Raw genomic sequence first — 17997 nt, forward strand, 5'->3', positions numbered from 1 at the left:
AAGCGGTCCGTTCGCGCGTGGGGCGTCGATCCATCCGCCGGGACGGGTAGCCGTCGCCAGTCCTCGTTCGCCAGCGAGGGCCTGTTGCTCCCGCAACGCAGCAAGGCAACCCCATGATTCCGTTGCGAGCTCGCTGGACGCGCGGAACCAGGTGCCTTCGTCAGCTCCTCCAAGCCCCGGTGTCTTCTGCACCGGGCCAGCCGGCGCAGGCACTGGCCCTGCTGCATGTGCTGGATCACCTCCAGCAGGCCACCAGCGACTCCAGTGCGAAGCAGCCGCCAACGCGGCGCACGCGGGCGCCGGCTACCCGCAGATCGGTGCCGCCTGCGGCATGACCCGCCAAGGGGCACGGCGCCGCTGGCCGGGGCTCTTCCACCAGACCCTCGCCATTTGCGGCTGGCGACAGCGTTCCTACCGGCACCCCCGGTACGGCGGCGGAAGCCTCTCGCTGATCGTGGCGCCCGGACTGCCCGACACCGACCTGGTGACCATCGGCCGCCACCTCGGATCCCCCGGCGGCCCGTACTGGCACATCAGCGTCGGCTGCACCCCGCTCTGACGCCCGATCACGCCCGCACAGACCACCAGACCGCGGTGCCGTCCGGCGCGCACCCAGCGGTACCGATCACTACCTGCCCGCGCCGGTCGGTACCGCGCCAGCGGGGGTCTGGGGGCCGGCGAAGGCCAATGCCGTTGCTTTAGGGGTGAGGGAAGGATCACGGACGGTCGGTACGTGTCGTGGCGGGTGAGCCCAAGGCCCGTACGTCTGAGGTGGGTGAAGCTCTGCGAGGACGATCGGCGATCGTGGCCCGTACTCCGCTGGACCTGGGTGAACTCGTACACGCGCCCCCGCCGACGTCCTATAGACCGCGACCTGCTCGGCATCGAGCGGAGGGGTGACGGTTGGCCGTGTCAGTGCCACGCAAGGCATGTTGCCTCCTAGGCTCCTCGGGCGTACAAGGCGTTCCACCGAGGGGAGCAGACGGCCAGCCATTGTCCTTGCCCGGTGATCGTTCCTCAGCTGACGATTACTGCGTGGTGTGGGGTTCTTGGGCGTTGCGCCAGATGGTGAGGTCGAGGGTGATGTATTGGCTCGGTTCGGTTTTGGACGATCTACCGCGGTAGGTGGCTACGGCGATGTGTCCGGCGTTGCTGAGCACGCACAGCTGCGAGCCGTCGCTGAGCTGGTCGAGGCTGATCGTGTCGGCGTATCGGGTCTCCGAGCGGCAGAGGTCCAGGGAGCCCTTCTGCGCGTTGTTGAGCAGGACCAGCTTGCCGTTGCCCGAGCCGACCTCGTCCTTTTCCACCACGTTGGTGCTTCTGGGTTGGAAGTACAGGTCGCCCTTTCTGCCGAACGCCTCCCCTTCGATAGGACGTGGCGGGCTGTCGGCCAACATGACGAGGTAGTTCTCCGTCATGTTGATGCCGTTGTAGGTGACCGGCTTCGGGTCGGGCTGCTGGCTGCTGGTGGCACTGCTGAGGGTGCTGCTGGAGTGGGTGTCCTTGGCTTCGTCCCGGTTGCTGGAGCCTGGCAGTTGGGAGAAGACGACGGCTAGGCCCACGACCGCGGCAGCCGCTGCCGCGGCGACGACCAGGTTGCGCCGCTTGCGTTGCGGCGGCGGACGGTGCGCGGCAGGCGGCTGCACCCACGGCTGCCGGCCGCCGTCAACAGGAGCGGTGGACGGGCCATAGGGTCCGGCCTGCAGTGATGGGCTCGGCCGGTTCGGCGCGGCCTGCGTGGGTGAGTAGGCGGGACCGAAGCCCGGCCGCGGGGTGTGCGGGGAGAATTGCGTGGGCGTGGCAGGTGCGGGCGGCGGGGTGCGGGCGGGCTCGGGCATCTGCCGGCGCTCGGTCAGGGAGCCGGCCAGCGACTGCGGCAGCCAGTCCTCACCCTGCCGCAGCGGGTCGGACGAGAGCGCCTGGCACCGCTCGATGACCTCGGCCGGGGTCGGCCGGCCGGTCGGATCACGGCTCAGGCACCGGGACACCAGCAACCGCAGCGCGGCGGGCAGTTGGCTGAGGTCGGGCTCCTCGTGCACGATCCGGTACAGCACCGCATGCGAGGGACCGTCACCGTACGCGGACGCCCCGATCGCCGCGAAGGCCACGATCTGCCCGAGCGCGAAGAGGTCGGTGGCGTGGGTGACGATGCCGGCCGACGCCTGCTCGGGCGCCATGAAGGCCGGGGTGCCCACGGTGACTCCGGTGCCGGTCAGGGCAGTGCTGTCGGCGGCGCGGGCGATGCCGAAGTCGATGACACGCGGCCCGTCCGCGGACAGCAGCACATTGGCAGGCTTCAAGTCGCGGTGCACGATGCCCGCCGCGTGGATGGCATGCAGCGCCTCGGCAACGCCAACCGTCAAAAGGAGCACGGTGCGCAGCGGCAGGGCACCGTGCTGCGCCACGGCGTGCGCGAGCGACGGGCCGGGGACGTAGGCGGTGGCGAGCCAGGGCTGCGGGGCGTCGGCGTCAGCATCGATGACCGGCGCCGTGTAGAGGCCCTGGACTCTTTGGGCGGAGAGCACTTCCTGCTGGAAGCGGCGCCGGAACTCGGGATCCTCGCTGAACTCCGGTCGGATGACCTTCAGCGCGAGGGGCCGCCCGCCGGGCGTGTACGTCAGGTACACCTTGCCCATGCCGCCCGCTCCCAGTACCGCTACCAAGCGGTATCCCCCCACCACGGCCGGGTCCTCGCCCTTCAGCGGCTGGAAGGGGCCTACCGATGGTGTACCGCTCATGCCGAACCATCCTTGTCGACGCCAGTCCCAACCGTGCCTGCCCGTACCCGAAGCCGCAGCGATCGTATCGAAGTCCTTAGACGCCCCCTTGTCCCGGGCTCTTCCACGGTGCTGCTGCCGCAGCCAATTCACCGCCGTCAGGAGGCGATACAGGCGCCTCGACGATCGGCGCGCTTCTGGGCGCTCCTAGAGCGTGTCTCTTTGGTGGGTTGATCAGTTGATCGGATATGCCTGTCCGGCTAGTGATCACCGATGCGATGTGGGACCGGATCGAGCCGCTGATGCCGGCCGACCCGGTCCGTGGACGAAGGTGGGCCGACGGGTTGATCGGCCAACGTGATGCGGGAGCAAGGGGTGTAGGCACACCGCACCACGCTGGTCATCGAAGCCACGGGCAGCTGCCTGCCAGCATGACCCGCTCCCCGCAGGCGGCCCCGCCAGACACGCCGCGGCCACACCCACATCTGCAACGCGGCCAAGCGTCAAGTACACCGCTCCCGGTAGAACCTCAGCATCGGCCCCTGCAGCGGGGTCGGCGCCTGCCGGGATGACGAGGCGTTGAAGCTGTTCGGGGGCCGCGCCAGGCATGCGTCCCACCGTTAGTCTTCCCGATTGGTACTCGATCTTCATGGTGTCCGGATGGCTCGTCCCGCGGCGGCCGGTGGGATCAGGGGGATGGTCCGCGGTGTGGGACTGCGCCTCGTTGTGTGTTGGCGGACCGTGGTCTGCGCCGGGCGGGTTCCGGTTTCATGGGCGAGGGTTTCGGCGAGGTCGGCCAGCAGGCCACTGGGGGTGCGCGGGGATGCGGTGAGGGTCCAGTCGGGGCGGTCAGGGTTCGGGCCGGCCCAGAGGGTCCAGGTGGCGAGGTTCTGGGTCGGATGCTGGGCGGCGAAGGCATCAAACTGGACCCCCGCGTCCGCGGCCGGTGACGCCCAGCGGATCCAGCGTCCGTCGAGGGTGTGCTTCCAGTCGGCCTCGGTGAGGGGCTGGGTGGCGGCGGTTACCGTCTTTTCGTCCACCGGAGTCCCGACGGTTGTATCCCAGTCGTAGCCGTCGGCGAGGCGATCCAGCAGCTCCTGCAGAACAGGTGCGGGGGTGGACCCGGTTGCGGTGAGCACCCACATGCGGTCGGAGACCGGCGTCTCGTACGCCGCCACGGTCCAGGCGGTCTCGTGGGCCGGGGCGTCGTGGATGCGCTCGATGCGCAGGGTCTGGTCTTCGTGGATGGCGTGGGTCGTGTCATCGGACCAGGTCCTCCATTTTTGCCAGTCCCGGTTGGCGTCAAGGAATGTCTTCAGGAGGGCATCGTGGTCGCCGGCATCGGCGGCGTATGCGGGGACGGTCTCCGGTTCTGCTCGCGGGAGCGTGGGCTCGACGCCGGTTGTGCTGACCGAGGTGCGGGCCTGGAGGGCGTCGCGTTCGGTGTCGGTCAGGGGGGCCGGGCCAGGCCGCAGGGTGCCGCCGTGGGCTTTCTCGAAGGCTGCCACGGCCTGGGCGAGTGAGTCGAACGTGTCGGCGATCTGACGCAGGTGGTTCTCGCCGTGGAGGTAGACGCTCTTCCCGGTGTCGAGGTACGTGCCCACGGCGACGGTGGTGTGGCCGTCGTTCGCGTGGGCGTGGATGAGGAGCCGGCCGTGGCGGATGTTGTCGTAGATCGTCTGGGCTTCGTCGGAGACCTCGCGGATTTCCGCGCGGGTGCACCAGGGCATCGGGTAGTCGGCCCAGGTCCAGTCCTCGTCCATGGCCTTGCGGAGGCCGGGCGTGATCTCGACGGAGACCCCGTCAGCGGCCATTTGCTGGGTTGCCTGCTCGGCCCAGTAGGGCTCCTCGTGGTCGATGCGGGCCAGGACCAGGGTGTTGGGGGCGACGACGTGCCAGTTGGCGGCCTCCAGGCCCACGTGGGGGATGTGGGCCTGTGAGCCGGTCAGGACGGCGGTCACGGCGCTGGCGTGGGTGGGGTGGGTGTCGACGAGGACGTGCGCGTCCAGGGAGAGGGTCGACATGAAGGCGGCTCTCTTCTGCCGGTCGCCGGGCCGCGAGAGGGCCTGGCGGCCCGGGCGGGTGGCTTAGCGGGAGATGCGGGCGGCGGGAGGGGTGGTGGTCTGCGGTGGGCCGGCCCGGGGTGCGGCCGTGCCTTTTGCGGTCCTGGTGCGTGCCGGTCGGGTCGTGGGTGCGGGTTCGGTGGTGGCGTGCTGCCAACGGGTTCGCACGGCGGTCAGGTCGGCGAGTGCGCGGCGGCTGCCGACGACGAGCTGGTACGGCGTGTTGGCCGGGTCGTGGGTGAGTGCCTCGATGCGCCGGCCGAGGTGGTGGGCGGCGGCCAGCACGGAGCGGTGCAGGATGCGCTCGCCCCAGTGCTCCGGGGTTCCGACCGGCCCGGCGAGGAGGTCCAGCAGCTCTTGGGGTTCGGCTCCGGTGCTGAGAAGGCCGCGGTGTTGTGCTTCCCACAGGACGGTTACGGGGTCGACCGGGGTGTTGCGGCGGATCAGGGTGGTCAGGCACGGCCACAGCCCGGCGTGCAGGGGGTGCGTGAAGTCGCCGGGCGTCAGCCAGCGCATCTGCTTGATGCTGTTGGGGTGGGCGGTCGCGGTGGCGAGCAGCAGCCGTTCTTCGTCGAGCGCGTCCTGGTCGTGGGTGGTGGCCTGCGGGGGCGTGGGGGTGCGGGGCAGGGAGCCGGCGTGCGGTGGGAAGCGGGTGGCGATGTCGTCCACCACGCAGCCCAGGGCGTCGGCCTCGTCGAAGGTGGCGGTCACGCGCAGGGGGAGAGAGGTGTCGTGGGCGCTGTGCATGAGGCGCTGGGCGGCAGTGGCTAGACGGCGCCTGCAGTGCTCCGCCTCGATCATTCGCGCGTACGCGGGTGTGTGCGGGGGCCACGGGCAGACCTGGATCAGGCTGTGCAGGTAGGTGGCGGTCAGCCCGGGCGCCTGCTCACGAGCGACGGCAAGGACGGCGTCGAGCCACTGCGGGTGTGCGGCGTGCTCTGCCTGGTCGGGGGCCGGCAGGGAGCTGATCGCGGCGAACAGGGCGGCGTGTGCGGCGGTGGAGAAGGCGTCGGGGGCGATCCCGGTCGCCTCGCCGAGGCGTTGTGGTTCGAGCAGGAAGGCGCCGAGGAGGGCTTGCTCGACGTGGAAGACCGGGTGTGGCGGAGCGACGGCGTCGAGGCCGTCCTGGTCGGGTTCGGGGGTGTGGGCCATTAGGCGGCCAGGGTGAAGTCGTCGGGGTTGAGCGGAATGTTCAGGTGCGGGGCGAGGAGGTGGGCGGCGAGCAGTGGGGGGACGGCGTTGCCGATCTGTGAGAACTGCTGGCCCTTGTTGCCCGCCCAGGGGTAGTCGGCGGGGAAGGTCTGCAACAGCCCGGCCTCGCGGGCGGTGATCCGGATCGGGTCGGGGACGGCCTGGGAGGCGCTGTTCTGCTGGTGGATGGTGGGGGCTTCGGCGATCCAGGTGCATTCGTTCGCGCGGTGCCCGAAGAACAGCGTCCCGGCGGGCTCCTCGATGGATCGGATGGTGGCGTTGGCCTGGTTGTTGCTCCGCAGGGACCACGCCCAGCGTGCCGCGGCGTCCCGGCGGGGCTGAAGGGCGATATCCGGGGGTCGGGGTGTCCAGGTGCCGCGGTCACGGGCGTTGGCGAGGGTCTTTCGGGAGCCGGAGGGGAAGGGTTCGGGGCCGCCACCGGGTCCGCCGCCGGCGCAGACGGTGGGAACGGGCCGATCGGTGGCACCCCACCCCAGGGCCTGGGCCATGCTGACCCAGCCGGTCCGGCCCGGACCAAACAGACTCTCCTGCTCGGCGACACGGGCGTGCGTGGGCGCAGGCGGCTGGGCGGTGCGGATCCGGGAGGCGAGCAGGATCGCTCGCTTCCTGGTCTGGGGCACCCCGTAGTCGGCCGCATTCAGGATTCCGCACCACACGGAGAACCCCCAGCTCCGGAGCACGGCGGCGTACTGCTTCCACAGGGGCAGAACGTCCGGGACCTCTTCCATGGCGATCCACTCCGGCTCGCCTACGGTGTTCAGGGCGTGGAGGTAGCGCATGGGCTCGGCGGCCAGCAGGGAGCGTTGGTCCCGGCAGGCGGACAGCAACCGTTCGCGGATATCGCGGCCGGCGGCAAGATGCTCCACGGCCTCGTGCACGAGGGGCTGGTCCAGCAGGCCGAGGCGTTTGCCGGCCATACTCCACGCCTGACACGGAGGCGACGCCAACAACCCACGGGTCCGGCCGACCCACGGCCACGTCGGATACCCGGCCACGTCGGCCCGCACCGTCCACTGCCCGGCGGCCACCCGCGTTTTGCAGGCCCACTCGTCCCATTCCAGGCCGACGTCCCGCACACCCAACACCGTCAGCGCCCAGCTCCAACCCCCCGGACCTGCAAAAAGGTCCAAAATCAAGTGGCCAGCCCGTAATCGTCCTGCGTCGGCCCGTCCGCATCTCCCCGGCACGCCCAAGGGGAGCAGCCGTCCACGACGCCGTTCTCCAACTCCTCCGCGTCACCCAGTTCGGGCTGCAAGGTGGCGCGTTCGGCCGCGGTGACGTGGTCGATGGGCGCCTGGCCAAGCGGCACGCGCGAGCGGTGGAGGAACGCCTGGCCGAGCAAGGCGTTGCCCGTGGCGTTCGCACGGGCGTTGCCCTTGCGGATAGCGGCGTCGAATTCCACGACGTCCTGCCACTCGTCGGGGCTCGTGTCGCGAATGTTGCGCCACTGCGCATTGCCGTGGAAGGGGCAGCCGAGACACGACGATTTTGGAGTGTCGGCGAGGCCGATCGATGTCAAGTACCGGACGCAGTCGCCGCGTGACCAGCCCATGTCGATGAGGGGGTGAACGTTGCGCATGTAGCGGACGTCGGCATCCTTGGCACGGTGGAACTCATCCGTCGAAATCCCGACCCACTGCTCGACGAAGACACCCTTGGGAACGCGCTGCGGGTACGGGTATCCGAGGAGTTCTCGGACCTTTTTCTTTATCGGCCTTATCTTATATTCGCCGGTGCATTGGCGCCGGGTCATGCCTTGCTTTCCGTCCTTGTTCAGGATGTAGAGCGGCATGGACGCGAATCGGTGATCAGCGTCGAGTGCGTCGTTGCGAATATTTCCGGAGCTGACTCGCAGCACGGGTATTCCGGCAGGTTCAGCGACCTCTTTAACGAGTCGGTCAAGATGAGTGTATACAGCACGGGGCTCCCATCCGGTATCGGCGAAGATTGCGTAGTCGACCTTCGGGAGAACGCCCTCGGCGGAGAGGGCGAGCATAGCGCTGGACTGGATTCCCGCGCCGAGGGAAATAGCACGGAACTGCGGGTTCGGGGAAATAGAGAGTCCTGATGGTGAGGAGGGGTGACGGCACGGCAGTGCGGGGCGGGCGAAGGCGGTGACGGTGGCGCTCGCCTCGTGAGAGCCAGCCCTTGATGGAGAGCCGGACCGGGGACGACGATGGCGTTCACCGGAGGCACCGCAGCGGTGCCCGACGAGCCCAGCACGAGGCCACCGGTGGCGGCGTCGTTGCTGCGGTCAGCGGCGATGGCCGGCCGGGGGAGTTGAGATGGTGACGGGGACAACGGCGCTCGCGCGCGGTTGCGGACCGGGCACGGCGCCCGTGGGCCGGCCACTGAAGGCGGGAGCGACCTGGTCGAGGGCCTGGGCGACCTGCTGGGCCTGGGCTCGGGCTTGACGGAGCTGTTCGGCCACCTCGTGGGGGAGGTGCTCCCACTGGGCCGTGTACTGGTAGTCCCGAAGGATTTCGGCGGCGTTGCGGAGCTGTTCGGCGACCTGTCGCAGGATCGCGGCCTGCTGTTGTGGGCTGGTCGCAGTACGGGTGTGCTGCAGGAGTGCGTCGAGTGCGGCGGGCAGTGGGTCGGTGTCGGCGGGGAGACCGAACAGGTGGGCGTGCAGGGACGCTGCGAAGGCGGTGACGGGCCCACCCCGGGAGCGGTGGCCGAACTCGGCTGCCGCCTGCGGCCGGACGTGGAAACTGACGATCACGTCACGGGGTGCGGCGTCGGGATGGATCTGATCGGCGAGGGCCCGGGCAAGGTCATGTGTCGTGGGTGGGTTGGAGGGCGTGGTGGCTCCCAGGTGGGGTGGTCAGCGGGCCGCGCTGCGTGCGGTGAGTTCCGGGTCGCGCAGGAGAGCGAGGTCGTTCAGCGCGTCGTGGTGGCGGGTGCAGTCGGCACCCAGGGCCAGCAGGCGTTCGAGGACCGTGTGAGTAGGGGTCATCGTCTCGGGTGTCGGTCGGCGTGCGCCCGGGCAGCCTGGGCGACGGCGTGGTGCGCGTGGGGGCTGACCGCGGCACCGCTCACGGGTGTGATCAGCGCGCTGTCGCTGTTCTGGACCAGGAACGGCACCTCTTTGAGGACCCGTTCGACGGGTTCATCGCTGGCGAGGTGGGTGAAGAACTGGGCGACCAGGCGCTCGGGGGTATCGCGGGTGAAGGTGGCGTTCCACTCGGTGTCGAAGCCCTCGTAGAGCGAGTGCTCGAACCGCCAGGGCACCTCGGTGTCCGGCTCGTGGCGCAGGTGACAGTGCTCGTCGGGGGAGGTGAACAGGGTGATCGGCCCCGCCCGCACGATCGCCCACCCGTTGAGCTCCGCAGTCTGGGCGAGCGTGTTCGTGGTGAGCGGGATGCGATCGGCGTGCCGGGTGTCGCCCAGAAGCTGGGGCAGAACTTGTGTGACCGCGGCCAGGGCCTCCGCCGGTGTTTGCCGGCTGAACCGGGCTGTCCAGTTCGGCTCGTGGTGGCGCAGTTCCCACCAGATGCCGTCCCGCTGGTTGGGCTCGAAGTCGAGGAAGACGCTGCCGCAGGGGCTGTCGATATCGATCCGCCCGGTGCTCGGGTTGTGTTCGTAGCGCCAGTTGAACAGGTGGACCAGCGGACCGATCCCATCGTTGAACTTGCTTATCCCGCCGCCGGCGAGGTGCCGCGGAGAGACCATGACCCGCTCATCGGGGCTGAACTCGGTCATCGACGCGGCCCCTTCGTCGCTGCCGCGGCGGACGGCGTGATGGCCGCACCCTTGCTCGTTGCGTGATGGGCCAGTGCGTGGTGCCCCTCGGGGGTGACGGTGATGCTCCGCCCCTGGTACAGGGGTACGGAGGTGTCGAGGTGCAGCAGGCCGCGCTTGTCCAGGGACTGGAAGGTGGCGATGGTGATCACGGTGAGGTCGGGTGTGCAGACCATGGTGGAGCCACGACCTCGCGTCTGCATCGTCGCCCCGCCCTGCGCGAGCGAGCGCAGCGCCTGGTACTGGGCGTCGCTGAGCCGGTGCGGTACTGGCCGGCCGGCGCTGGTGCTTGCGGTGCGTTCGAGATCGCGGGTGATCCCGGAGGCGGTGTAGTGGCAGCAGGTCGCGCACAGGTTGAGGTGGTGGGCGGCGGTGGTCAGGCTCTGGGCTAGGAGGGGCGCGGCTTCCGCGTGCCGGGCCTGGCGCATGACCGCGTCATCGGCCGGCGGACCGCCGGCGAAGGTGGAGGCTTCGAGAGGGTTGTCCGCCACAGCCCTCGCCAGTTGCCAGGCGGCGAAGCAGGCGGAGGCGACGACTTCGCCGAGTGTTTCCAGGGAGGAGCGGCTGCCGGGCACGGCCGTGTACTGACTGCCGTCGAGAACGGACAGGTGGACCAGGGTGCGGCCGGTCAGCTCGTGGATGGCGAGGATCTTCGGGCCGAGTTGCTGCAGTAGTTCGCTGCCCGGTCGGGCATCCAGTGCGGTGAGCGTGGTGTGCAGGGCGGCGAAGTCGACACCGAGCTGCCGCAGCTGGCCGATCTGCAGCGGCAGATCAATGGGGCGCAGGGTGATGGTGGGGCTCCGATACGTCGAGGTCAGCGGGTGCGCCCTGGTGCCGGCACGGGGACCGGCAGGCCGGGGGCGGTGGTGGCGGTGATACCGGGACCGGTGAGGGCACGGTCGATGAGTCGTTGGTCCTGTCGCTGGGCTGCGGTGGAGGCCAGGCGACGAGAAAGCCGTCGCGCCAGCCCGCGGTACGCCGTGGCCGCGGCGTCCATCCGTTCGGTGGCGTCGGTCAGGACGCGCCGGCTCGCCTGGGGCGTCTCATCGGCGTCCGCTTACAGCAGTACTTCGGTGCGGGCGTGGATGGCGACGGTGCACATGGCGGCGGCGAGCGACACCTGGGCGGACACCTCCGCGACTTCGGCCAGGTTCTCGTGTCCGTTGTGCAAGGCCGCGTACTGGCTGGTGGAGAGAGTGGCCAGTTGCTGCGTGCAGCTCGTCGCCAGTTCCTGAGCGCGCACGGCGATGGGAGCCAGTTCGCGGACGGGCTTGGAGATCTCTCCGGCGTGGACCTGTTCCACGTCCGCTTGCAGCGATTCCAAGGTGGCCGCCACCTGTCCGAGGAGGCGGGTCTGCTCCGCCAGGTCGATGAACTGCAATCCGAACTCCAAAGAAGGGGCTGAGCGAAGAGGCCCGGTTGACGAGCGGGGCGGACAGAGAGCTACGCGGCAGGTCCGAAGTCGGACTGCTTCGGTGCGTGCTTGGCGATGGCGCGGTCGGTGATGGCCTTCGAGGCGCGGGCGGAGGCGGCGGACAGTTCGGCGGCGCCGGGTTCCCGGTACCAGGGGCGCAGGTCGAGCATGGCCACGCGCATGCCGGTGGCGAAGCACAGGGCGCTGCCCTTGGGCAGGGCGCGGATCGCGTCGGCGGGCAGGATCCGTTCCTGCCGCATTGACACGGAGGTCGATTTCCCGGATTCGGAGTGCGAGGTGGATGTGGTTTCCACGTCGTGGTCGCCGATCAGCCGGGACAGTTTGTCGGCGAAGTCCGGGTCGTCGATGCCGGCCCCGATGACTTTCACGGTGGAGGCGGACCACATGGCGTCCATGCCGGCGTCGCCCCAGACTTTCTGGCCCTGGCGGTAGCTCTGCAGGATCGTGATGGGGATGATCCCGCGGCTGCCGAGGTGGGAGTACAGGTCCGGCAGGTCGCTGATCTTGCAGACGTTGGCGGCCTCGTCGAGGATCGCCAGCATCGGAGGGTCGAGACGTCCTCCGGCGCGCTCAGCCTGGGTGGTGGCGGCCCGCATCACCGAGTCCGCGCACGCCGCGATCAGCGCCGAGGCGCCGCCGCCGCCGTCCTTGCTGAGCAGGAACAGGGTGTCGGTGGAGGTGACGAAGTCGGCGGGCCGGAACTCGGCGACGTCCTTCTGCGGTGTCACCCATGCTGCGATCTCGGTGTTGAGCAGGGCTGCGGCGTACTGGCGGGCGGTTTCGTAGATGCCGTCGCGTGTCTCGGGTGGTCCTTCGACGGTGCCCTTGAGCTGGGCTGCGACGGCGGTGAAGTCGTGGTCGCGCAGGATGTCGAGCGGGGTGCGGTCGGCGGGGAACGCGAGCCACTGCATGATGTCGGTGATCGGCCGCTCGTCGAGGGCTGCCGCGAGGAGCAGTTGGCTCAGGATGTTGCTGCCGGCTTTGGACCAGAAGTCGCCCTGGGCGCTGGCGTCGACGCTCGCGGCGAGGAAGTGGCCGGCCAGCCGGCCGGCGCCGTCGAGGGTCGTCGCGCTGGCCAGGGGGTTCCACCACATGTCGCGGGCAGCGTGAGCGATCTGCTGCGGGTCCATGGTCCACACCTGACCGACCTGGGTGCGGGCGTCGTAGGCGGCGGTGAAGGCGTCGCCGGCGGCCTTGTTCGAGGTCAGAAGGACCGGGCCGGGTGCGTTGAGGATGGAGGGGATGGCGAGCGAGGTGGTCTTGCCGGACCGGGGGGCCATGATCGCGACAGCGACGTCCTCGAACCCCATCCGCACCTCGTGCCGGGTGCCTTGGAGGTTGCCGAGCAGGATCCCGGTGTCCTGGGCGTCGATGCGTTTGGTGTCCTTCAGACTCGGCCGCAGCGAGCGGGCCTTTTCGGTGATCGCCTTGGCCATGAGGGGCTCGATGTCCCGGGCCTTGGCCATACCGGTGATCTTCTTCCGGCCGCCGTTGCGGTTGTTGTGCCGGGCCCACAGGACGCCGGCGACTGTTGCGAGGGCTAGGACGAGGAGACCCGGCACGATGCGAGTGCCAATCAGCAGTGACGTTTCTGCGGCATGCGGCCAGAGCTGTTCGGGGTGGAGCAGGGCGGTGGTCGGCTGGTACGGCGCCCAGGGGGTGCCGGTGAGGTTGGCGGTGATGTTGCCGGCTAGCCAGGCGAGGTTCGAAAGGGGCACGACGACGGCGAAGACTCCCAGCAGCAGCCGGAAAGCGATGTCGTACCCGTCGGTGGAGTTGTTCGAGGAAGGGGGCAAAGAGGTACGTACTTCCGGGCGGGGACGGAGGGATCAGCGGCTACGGCCGTTCTGGGCAGGTTGCCGTCGCGGGGGGATGCGGGCTGGCCGTAGTTCCCGTCGCAGGCGCGGCGGGGGGACGGTCCAAGCGGCGCCACGCCGCCGGCCAGGTAGGGCGGCGCGATGAGCGCGACCTGGACGGTCTCAGGCCCGGGCCACGGTTACCTCCGCACCGGGGTGGCGCGAACAGGCGTGGGTGTCTTGGCCGGTGGCGGGGCCAGGGGTGAGCGGGAGTGCCGGGCGGCCGTGTTGATCTCACGCAGAGCACTCCCGTGGGTGGCCCAGTCGTCGAGGTAGCCCCACGATTCGGCGTGGTACTCGGCGAGGGCATCATCGAACGTCGGGGTGCCAGGCGGGGCGTCGGCGGGGAGGCTGTCACGGGCGTGCACCCACTGCTCGTGCAGCGCGTCGAGCTTGTCGATGGCCGAGCGCAGGTGGCCCAGCTGGTACGCCCAACGGTTCTGCACCGTGTTCACGGGAAGGCGGGCAAGTTGCATCTCAGCTGTGGCCAGCAGGCTCCGGGCGCCGGCGCGGACGGTCTCGAACGCCTCGACGGTGTCGGCATCGCGCTGGCGCTGACGGGTCCCGTAGGCGTGGTCGTCATGGGGCCAACCGTCGAGGTCGGTGTGCTCGTCGGAGTAGGCGTCCCAGGCGTCACAGATGTTCCTGCTGTCGTTCAGGTAGTCGTCGAGATGCTGGAGGAGATCGCGGGCGGCGGTGGTATCGGGGGAGATGGGGAGGGTCCTGTCGGGGTCAGCGGCGAGCGGCCGAACGAGCGGTGGCCGGCGTCGCCGGGGCTGTCGCGGGTGTCGGCTGCTTCTGGCGGCGGGCGGCGCGGGCCTGCGCGCGGATGGCGTTGATACGAGTGGTGTGCGCGTCGACCACCTGCTGCGGAGTCAGCGGGCTGGGCTGTTGCACGGCGCTGTAGTGGGCGGTGCGGTCGAACATGGCGCGCTGCAACGGGGCGGAATCGATGAGCGCGGTGACGAACGCGGTCACGAGGTGTTCGGGTGCGTGGCCGTCGAACCAGGCGTGCCACAGACGGGGCCCGCGAGCCGTGAGTTCGTCGTCGCCGCGGGCCTCGATCTGCCAGGACACACGCTCTGGTTCCCGCCAGGGCACGGTGCCGGTGCCGTTCTCCGCCCGGCGCTCCACCCTGCACCCCGACGGGTCGGAGTAGGCAACCCCGCGGCCGTCGATGATCCATCCGGCACCTTCCAGCACCGGCTGGAGGGTGGCCGACTCGCCCGAAGTGGGAGCGATGAGTGTGTCGGTGAGGCCGGCGAGGACTTCGGCGGGAACGAGTTCGCCGAACTCGGCGTACCACCCGTGTTGGGTGGTGGCCGGCTCGGCCTGCAGCCGCCACCACGCGGAGGTGGAGGACTGCGGGTCGAACTGCAGGCTGTGCCGGTGATCGGGGCTGCGCAGGACGATCTCGGCGCTCAATGGGTCGGAAGTGGGGGTCCAACCGGCGGCGGCCAGGCCGTGGGTAATGTGGCGGGCGTCGCCGGGGCCGGCGAGATGACGCGGGCTGGTATCGAAGGGAATCCGCCAGGAGTGGATTTCGGCGAAAGCGGCGAGCTGCCGTTCACTTACCGGCACTCGCCGCCCTCCGGCTTGGTCTCCGGGGCGTTGTCGATCAGGGCACGCACGTGGTCCAGGGAGTAGTGGAGGGTGTGCTGGTCGGACTGCTCCCACGCGGCGGCGCGCAACTCATCGACCAGGACGCTGACATCCCTGCTACGCGGGGTGCCCGGGTGTTCCTGCAGGGAACGGGCGAAGGCGCGCAGGATGTCGCCGAACTGCACGGGAATGCCGGTGCACTCATCGAGCAGCGGAGCGACGAGGGCGAACGCCTCCTGCGGGTCGGGCTTGTCGCGCAGGTATGCGGTCAGGCGGGACAGGGTCTCCGTCACGGTGCGGATGGCGTCCAGGGTGGGTGCGGGCATCGGGCTCCTCGGAGGATGGGCGGTTGGGGGTTCAGCGGCGGGCGCGGGTGCCGCCGGCGTGAGCGTGGGGTCGGGCCGCGGTGCGGGGGCGGCTAGCGCGCGTGGGGCTGCGGGCCCAGGCGGTGGCGCGGGCGGCAGTGATGCGTGCCTGCTGCCAAGCTCGGAGCTGGGAGGGCAGTACGGAAACCGATGTGGTGCGGATCTGCGCGCTGTGCGGGACTCGGCCCAGTGGTCGCATCACCGGCTCGGGGCTGGAAAGGGCGGTGGAGAAGGCTTGGACCAGGTGCATCGGGGTGCTGGCGGTGAACTGGGCGCTCCATCCGTTGCCCTGCTGGTCCTTCACACCCGACGACCACATCGCGTTGCCGCCGGCGGCCTGGTGGTACTGCATCCAGGCACTGCCGTCGGGGCTCGTCACGGTGGGATGCGCGGCGTGGGGATCATGGCGCCAGCGCTGCTCCTGCAGCGGTGCCCACACGTTGGGGGCGTGCGCGGAGCGGGGCTGGGTGAGGGCGTCGGTGAGACCGGCGACGATCTCCACCGGCGTCTGCCGGCCAAGGACCGCCCACCACTCGTCCTGCTGGCCGTTCGCCTTGCCGTGGATGGTCCATCCGCCGGGCAGGACGTAGGGGTCATAGCCGACGCGCATGGTGCGGTCCGGGCTCTCCATGACCAAAGGGCCACCCGTCTTGGACTTGTCCCGCCATCCCGAAGCGCGCAGGAATTCCGAGACGTGCCGCAGATCACCACCGCCCGCAAGTCCGCGCGGTGCGACGAGATAATGCTGCTCTGGCTGCTCGATCACCCCCCAGCCTTGCGTCTGCTTTCTCGTCACCGGCGCCGCCGGGCGACGAGGGGAGCAGGGGACGGCGGCTTCGCAGTGGCGGACGGGGGCTGCGTGCCGACGCGCTGAAGAGTCTGAGCGTATTCGTCCAGGTCCAGGGCGATGTCGTTGAGTTCGTTCGAGCCCCGGCCCAAAGCGAGCCACACCTCGGCCGGCAGCGCACCGCGTTCGGCTTCGTGCTGAGCGAACTTGCTGCTGGTGGCCAAGAGGTAGGTGACGCCGCCCAGGAGGCCGTTGTCCGGATCCAGGACGCGGGCGATGACCTGCGTGGCCTCGCGCGGGGGCAGGTGGGCGAGGTGGTCGGCAAGCTGGGTGAGCCGGCGTGTGATGTCATCGGCCATCATCACCGGGTAAGGGGTGCCGGGCATGTTCCTCCAGGTCAGGGATGGTCAGTCGTGATCGAGGTGTTCGATCGGCAGCGTCTCGGTGTTCCCGGCTTCGGATCGCGCGTCGGCCAGAGGTGAGGGTCGGTCGGGCCGGTGGGGATGCTGGCGAGCAAGTAGCGGTGGAACACAGCTGTCGCCAGGCGGGGCTTGCGGTGAGGGGAATATCGGTGGGGGTGTGTGGGGTCCCACGGAACTCTCCATGGGTCGAACGGGGCGAAGCGGCCCCGACCAGGCGCCGGGGCCGTCGGACGGCTTACGGGGTTCGGCGGGCCGGGGAGGTGCGTGAGGGAGAAGCGGCCGGTGGCGCGTGCTGAGCCCGGTGGCGGCGCTTGCCGGAGCGGATCTCCTGGACGGCCTGGTGGTAAGCGGCCTCGTCGAAGACTTCCAGGGCGCAGTTGACCTGGTAACCGGCCACCACAAGAGCGGGGATGGCGCGGCTGACCAGGCGCTTTTGCGCGTCGGCGCTGAGGTGTTCGGGGACCTCGTGCCAGGTGTAGACGGGGCCGGCGGTGCGGACCTCCCGCCGCTCCAGACCGAGCTGGTCGAGCAGGTCGAGCAGTCCCCCAGGGGTGCCTGTGGCGGAGTCGGCGTGGATGGTGGTGCTCAGGGCCTTGATGTAGATCTCGACGTCGGTGCCGTACTCATCGGCCAGATTCGCCATCGACGGGCCCTCCAGTCGCCCTATCGAGTCCTGCTGGCCGGGCTACGGGTCGCAGCCGGCGCCGACGGCACCGCGGGTGTAGCGGTGGGTGCGATCCGCCCCGAGGGGTGCTGGAGGGCGGTGCCGATGCCCTGGGCGTCGAGCTGGCGTCCGGTCTCGCGCACGGCGCGGGCCTGCGCCTGGGTGTCGTCGCCGCTGAGACGGTAAATGCCGCTCGGGTCCTGCACGAAGCCGTTGGCCGCCAGGACTTCGGCGGCCTGCTCGCCGACGGGTGCGGCGGCGAGGCTGCCGTCCTGCTGCCAGGTCAGGACGACCCGCTCCGCCTGGGACGGCTGAACACCGCCCAGAGCGTTGTACCTGATCTGGGCGAGGGCGGTGTCGTAGCGGGAGAGCAGGTCGCCCGCGACGGTTTCGGCGCTCAGGAAGGGATCGTCGGTCAGCGCGATGCCGTTGGGTTCACGGACTGCGCGGTATGCCTCATCGGGGAGGGCGCGGGGGGCGACGGCGGCGATGAGGAATCCGTCATGGTCGTCGTGCCGGTCCAGGACGACGAGCTGGGCGCCGTCCGGGCGGCTCAGGGTGGCTGCGTGCTGGAGGGGATGCTCGGCCAGGGATGCGGCGACGAGGTCCAGGTCCCAGATGCGTTCGGTCAGTTCAGTGAGGTCGTCCTTGTCCTGGGGCGAGTGGTAGGTGCTGCTCCAGGTCCCGGGAAGTTCACCGGCGACGATGTCGGCGTAGGAAGCGAGGCGCTCGGAGTTTTCGTGGTCGAACATGGTGTCCTTGGGTGAGGTGGGTGTCATCGGCACAGGCCGGCGGACACGGGAGGTGGCGGGACCGGAAGAGCGCGCGGCGGGGGCGGGCAGGCGCACACGGCGGAGCGCTCGCATTCGGTGGCGGGAACCTCCCGGGCGCAGGTGCTGCGGCCTGGGTGCGGGGCGTGCCGGTCGGTGAGGGCGTTGCGTGTCGCTGTCCTCATCGAGGCCCGTCGGGGCGCGGTGGTAGGTCTCGTGGACGCGGATGATGGGGACGAGCCCGGTCCGCTGCAGAATGCTGTGCGCCTGCGGGTCGCCGCCGCGGGCGCGGACTTCCTCGGAGTGCGGATCGCGGCGGATGTCCAGGAAGCAGTCGGCGCGAGGTGAAGAAACGTTTCT

General features: G+C 69.9%; 20 protein-coding genes and 1 pseudogene. 3 read left to right on the forward strand and 18 right to left on the reverse strand.

Translation table 11 applies throughout. From position 1 onward, the window contains the following. Positions 1-331 precede the first annotated feature (331 nt). Positions 332-559 carry a hypothetical protein gene (locus C6N31_RS44180; RefSeq protein ID WP_232485659.1) on the forward strand — a complete coding sequence of 76 codons (228 nt, stop codon included), beginning with the start codon at positions 332-334 and terminating at the stop codon, positions 557-559. A gap of 469 nt (positions 560-1028) precedes the next feature. Here C6N31_RS44180 and C6N31_RS25720 read toward each other — a convergent pair whose 3' ends face one another. Continuing rightward, the gene (locus C6N31_RS25720; protein WP_198358297.1) at positions 1029-2738 is read right to left on the reverse strand and encodes a serine/threonine-protein kinase; all 1710 of its coding nucleotides are present in this window, start codon (positions 2736-2738) and stop codon (positions 1029-1031) included. A gap of 227 nt (positions 2739-2965) precedes the next feature. Here C6N31_RS25720 and C6N31_RS25725 point away from each other — a divergent pair. Beyond that, positions 2966-3058: pseudogene (locus tag C6N31_RS25725) on the forward strand (IS5/IS1182 family transposase); the annotation flags it as partial. A gap of 306 nt (positions 3059-3364) precedes the next feature. On the opposite strand, the gene C6N31_RS25730 reads toward C6N31_RS25725, so the two are convergent. The 17 genes from C6N31_RS25730 to C6N31_RS25805 all read right to left on the reverse strand — a co-directional run bounded on the left by C6N31_RS25730 (position 3365) and on the right by C6N31_RS25805 (position 17619). Further along, the gene (locus tag C6N31_RS25730; protein WP_198358298.1) at positions 3365-4741 is read right to left on the reverse strand and encodes an SPDY domain-containing protein; all 1377 of its coding nucleotides are present in this window, start codon (positions 4739-4741) and stop codon (positions 3365-3367) included. Between the two features lie 63 nt (positions 4742-4804). Beyond that, positions 4805-5932, reverse strand: coding sequence for a DnaB-like helicase N-terminal domain-containing protein (locus tag C6N31_RS25735; protein ID WP_198358299.1), 1128 nt, complete (start codon positions 5930-5932; stop codon positions 4805-4807). After that, positions 5932-7128 (reverse strand): DNA cytosine methyltransferase, encoded by a 1197-nt coding sequence (locus C6N31_RS25740; protein ID WP_198358300.1) that lies wholly within the window; start codon positions 7126-7128, stop codon positions 5932-5934. Before C6N31_RS25740 ends, C6N31_RS25735 begins: the two co-directional genes overlap by 1 nt. Next, a complete protein-coding gene (locus C6N31_RS25745) occupies positions 7125-7988 on the reverse strand; it encodes an adenine nucleotide alpha hydrolase family protein (protein ID WP_198358301.1) in 864 nt (287 codons plus the stop codon). The genes C6N31_RS25740 and C6N31_RS25745 overlap by 4 nt, the downstream gene beginning before the upstream one ends. A gap of 258 nt (positions 7989-8246) precedes the next feature. Further along, positions 8247-8717 (reverse strand): hypothetical protein, encoded by a 471-nt coding sequence (locus tag C6N31_RS25750; protein ID WP_198358302.1) that lies wholly within the window; start codon positions 8715-8717, stop codon positions 8247-8249. A 102-nt stretch (positions 8718-8819) separates the two neighbouring features. Then, positions 8820-8951, reverse strand: coding sequence for a hypothetical protein (locus C6N31_RS45240; RefSeq protein ID WP_269770821.1), 132 nt, complete (start codon positions 8949-8951; stop codon positions 8820-8822). Next, the gene (locus C6N31_RS25755; protein ID WP_198358303.1) at positions 8948-9697 is read right to left on the reverse strand and encodes an SPDY domain-containing protein; all 750 of its coding nucleotides are present in this window, start codon (positions 9695-9697) and stop codon (positions 8948-8950) included. Before C6N31_RS25755 ends, C6N31_RS45240 begins: the two co-directional genes overlap by 4 nt. Then, the gene (locus C6N31_RS25760; protein ID WP_198358304.1) at positions 9694-10311 is read right to left on the reverse strand and encodes a hypothetical protein; all 618 of its coding nucleotides are present in this window, start codon (positions 10309-10311) and stop codon (positions 9694-9696) included. Before C6N31_RS25760 ends, C6N31_RS25755 begins: the two co-directional genes overlap by 4 nt. A 482-nt stretch (positions 10312-10793) precedes the next feature. After that, a complete protein-coding gene (locus C6N31_RS25765; protein ID WP_198358305.1) occupies positions 10794-11117 on the reverse strand; it encodes a hypothetical protein in 324 nt (107 codons plus the stop codon). A gap of 62 nt (positions 11118-11179) precedes the next feature. Further along, positions 11180-12967: a type IV secretory system conjugative DNA transfer family protein gene (locus C6N31_RS25770; protein ID WP_198358306.1), complete on the reverse strand. Its 1788-nt coding sequence runs from the start codon at positions 12965-12967 to the stop codon at positions 11180-11182. 200 nt (positions 12968-13167) lie between these two features. After that, positions 13168-13482 carry a hypothetical protein gene (locus C6N31_RS44185; protein ID WP_307811542.1) on the reverse strand — a complete coding sequence of 105 codons (315 nt, stop codon included), beginning with the start codon at positions 13480-13482 and terminating at the stop codon, positions 13168-13170. Positions 13483-13759: 277 nt separating this feature from the next. Next, entirely contained in the window at positions 13760-14608 is an 849-nt protein-coding gene (locus C6N31_RS25780) for an SPDY domain-containing protein (RefSeq protein ID WP_198358307.1), read from the reverse strand. Further along, positions 14599-14955 carry a hypothetical protein gene (locus C6N31_RS25785; RefSeq protein WP_198358308.1) on the reverse strand — a complete coding sequence of 119 codons (357 nt, stop codon included), beginning with the start codon at positions 14953-14955 and terminating at the stop codon, positions 14599-14601. The genes C6N31_RS25780 and C6N31_RS25785 overlap by 10 nt, the downstream gene beginning before the upstream one ends. 31 nt (positions 14956-14986) lie before the next feature. Then, a complete protein-coding gene (locus tag C6N31_RS25790) occupies positions 14987-15790 on the reverse strand; it encodes an SPDY domain-containing protein (RefSeq protein WP_198358309.1) in 804 nt (267 codons plus the stop codon). Beyond that, positions 15787-16167, reverse strand: coding sequence for a hypothetical protein (locus C6N31_RS25795; RefSeq protein ID WP_198358310.1), 381 nt, complete (start codon positions 16165-16167; stop codon positions 15787-15789). Before C6N31_RS25795 ends, C6N31_RS25790 begins: the two co-directional genes overlap by 4 nt. 271 nt (positions 16168-16438) lie before the next feature. Beyond that, positions 16439-16846 (reverse strand): hypothetical protein, encoded by a 408-nt coding sequence (locus C6N31_RS25800; RefSeq protein WP_198358311.1) that lies wholly within the window; start codon positions 16844-16846, stop codon positions 16439-16441. Positions 16847-16866: 20 nt separating this feature from the next. After that, positions 16867-17619 carry a hypothetical protein gene (locus tag C6N31_RS25805; RefSeq protein ID WP_198358312.1) on the reverse strand — a complete coding sequence of 251 codons (753 nt, stop codon included), beginning with the start codon at positions 17617-17619 and terminating at the stop codon, positions 16867-16869. 234 nt (positions 17620-17853) lie between these two features. Between C6N31_RS25805 and C6N31_RS45245 the strand changes: the two genes are divergently transcribed. Continuing rightward, positions 17854-17985: a hypothetical protein gene (locus C6N31_RS45245; protein WP_269770822.1), complete on the forward strand. Its 132-nt coding sequence runs from the start codon at positions 17854-17856 to the stop codon at positions 17983-17985. The last annotated feature ends 12 nt before the right edge of the window (positions 17986-17997 follow it).

The sequence above is a fragment of the Streptomyces fildesensis genome (assembly GCF_016107395.1).
Taxonomy (GTDB): domain Bacteria; phylum Actinomycetota; class Actinomycetes; order Streptomycetales; family Streptomycetaceae; genus Actinacidiphila; species Actinacidiphila fildesensis.

Excerpts from the sequence above, each read along its gene's own strand:
- C6N31_RS44180 (WP_232485659.1), top strand. The coding sequence starts at position 332 with ATGACCCGCCAAGGGGCACGGCGCCGCTGGCCGGGGCTCTTCCACCAG.
- C6N31_RS25720 (WP_198358297.1), bottom strand. The coding sequence starts at position 2,738 with ATGAGCGGTACACCATCGGTAGGCCCCTTCCAGCCGCTGAAGGGCGAG.
- C6N31_RS25730 (WP_198358298.1), bottom strand. The coding sequence starts at position 4,741 with ATGTCGACCCTCTCCCTGGACGCGCACGTCCTCGTCGACACCCACCCC.
- C6N31_RS25735 (WP_198358299.1), bottom strand. The coding sequence starts at position 5,932 with ATGGCCCACACCCCCGAACCCGACCAGGACGGCCTCGACGCCGTCGCT.
- C6N31_RS25745 (WP_198358301.1), bottom strand. The coding sequence starts at position 7,988 with ATGCTCGCCCTCTCCGCCGAGGGCGTTCTCCCGAAGGTCGACTACGCA.
- C6N31_RS45240 (WP_269770821.1), bottom strand. The coding sequence starts at position 8,951 with ATGACCCCTACTCACACGGTCCTCGAACGCCTGCTGGCCCTGGGTGCC.
- C6N31_RS25755 (WP_198358303.1), bottom strand. The coding sequence starts at position 9,697 with ATGACCGAGTTCAGCCCCGATGAGCGGGTCATGGTCTCTCCGCGGCAC.
- C6N31_RS25785 (WP_198358308.1), bottom strand. The coding sequence starts at position 14,955 with ATGCCCGCACCCACCCTGGACGCCATCCGCACCGTGACGGAGACCCTG.
- C6N31_RS25795 (WP_198358310.1), bottom strand. The coding sequence starts at position 16,167 with ATGCCCGGCACCCCTTACCCGGTGATGATGGCCGATGACATCACACGC.
- C6N31_RS25800 (WP_198358311.1), bottom strand. The coding sequence starts at position 16,846 with ATGGCGAATCTGGCCGATGAGTACGGCACCGACGTCGAGATCTACATC.
- C6N31_RS25805 (WP_198358312.1), bottom strand. The coding sequence starts at position 17,619 with ATGTTCGACCACGAAAACTCCGAGCGCCTCGCTTCCTACGCCGACATC.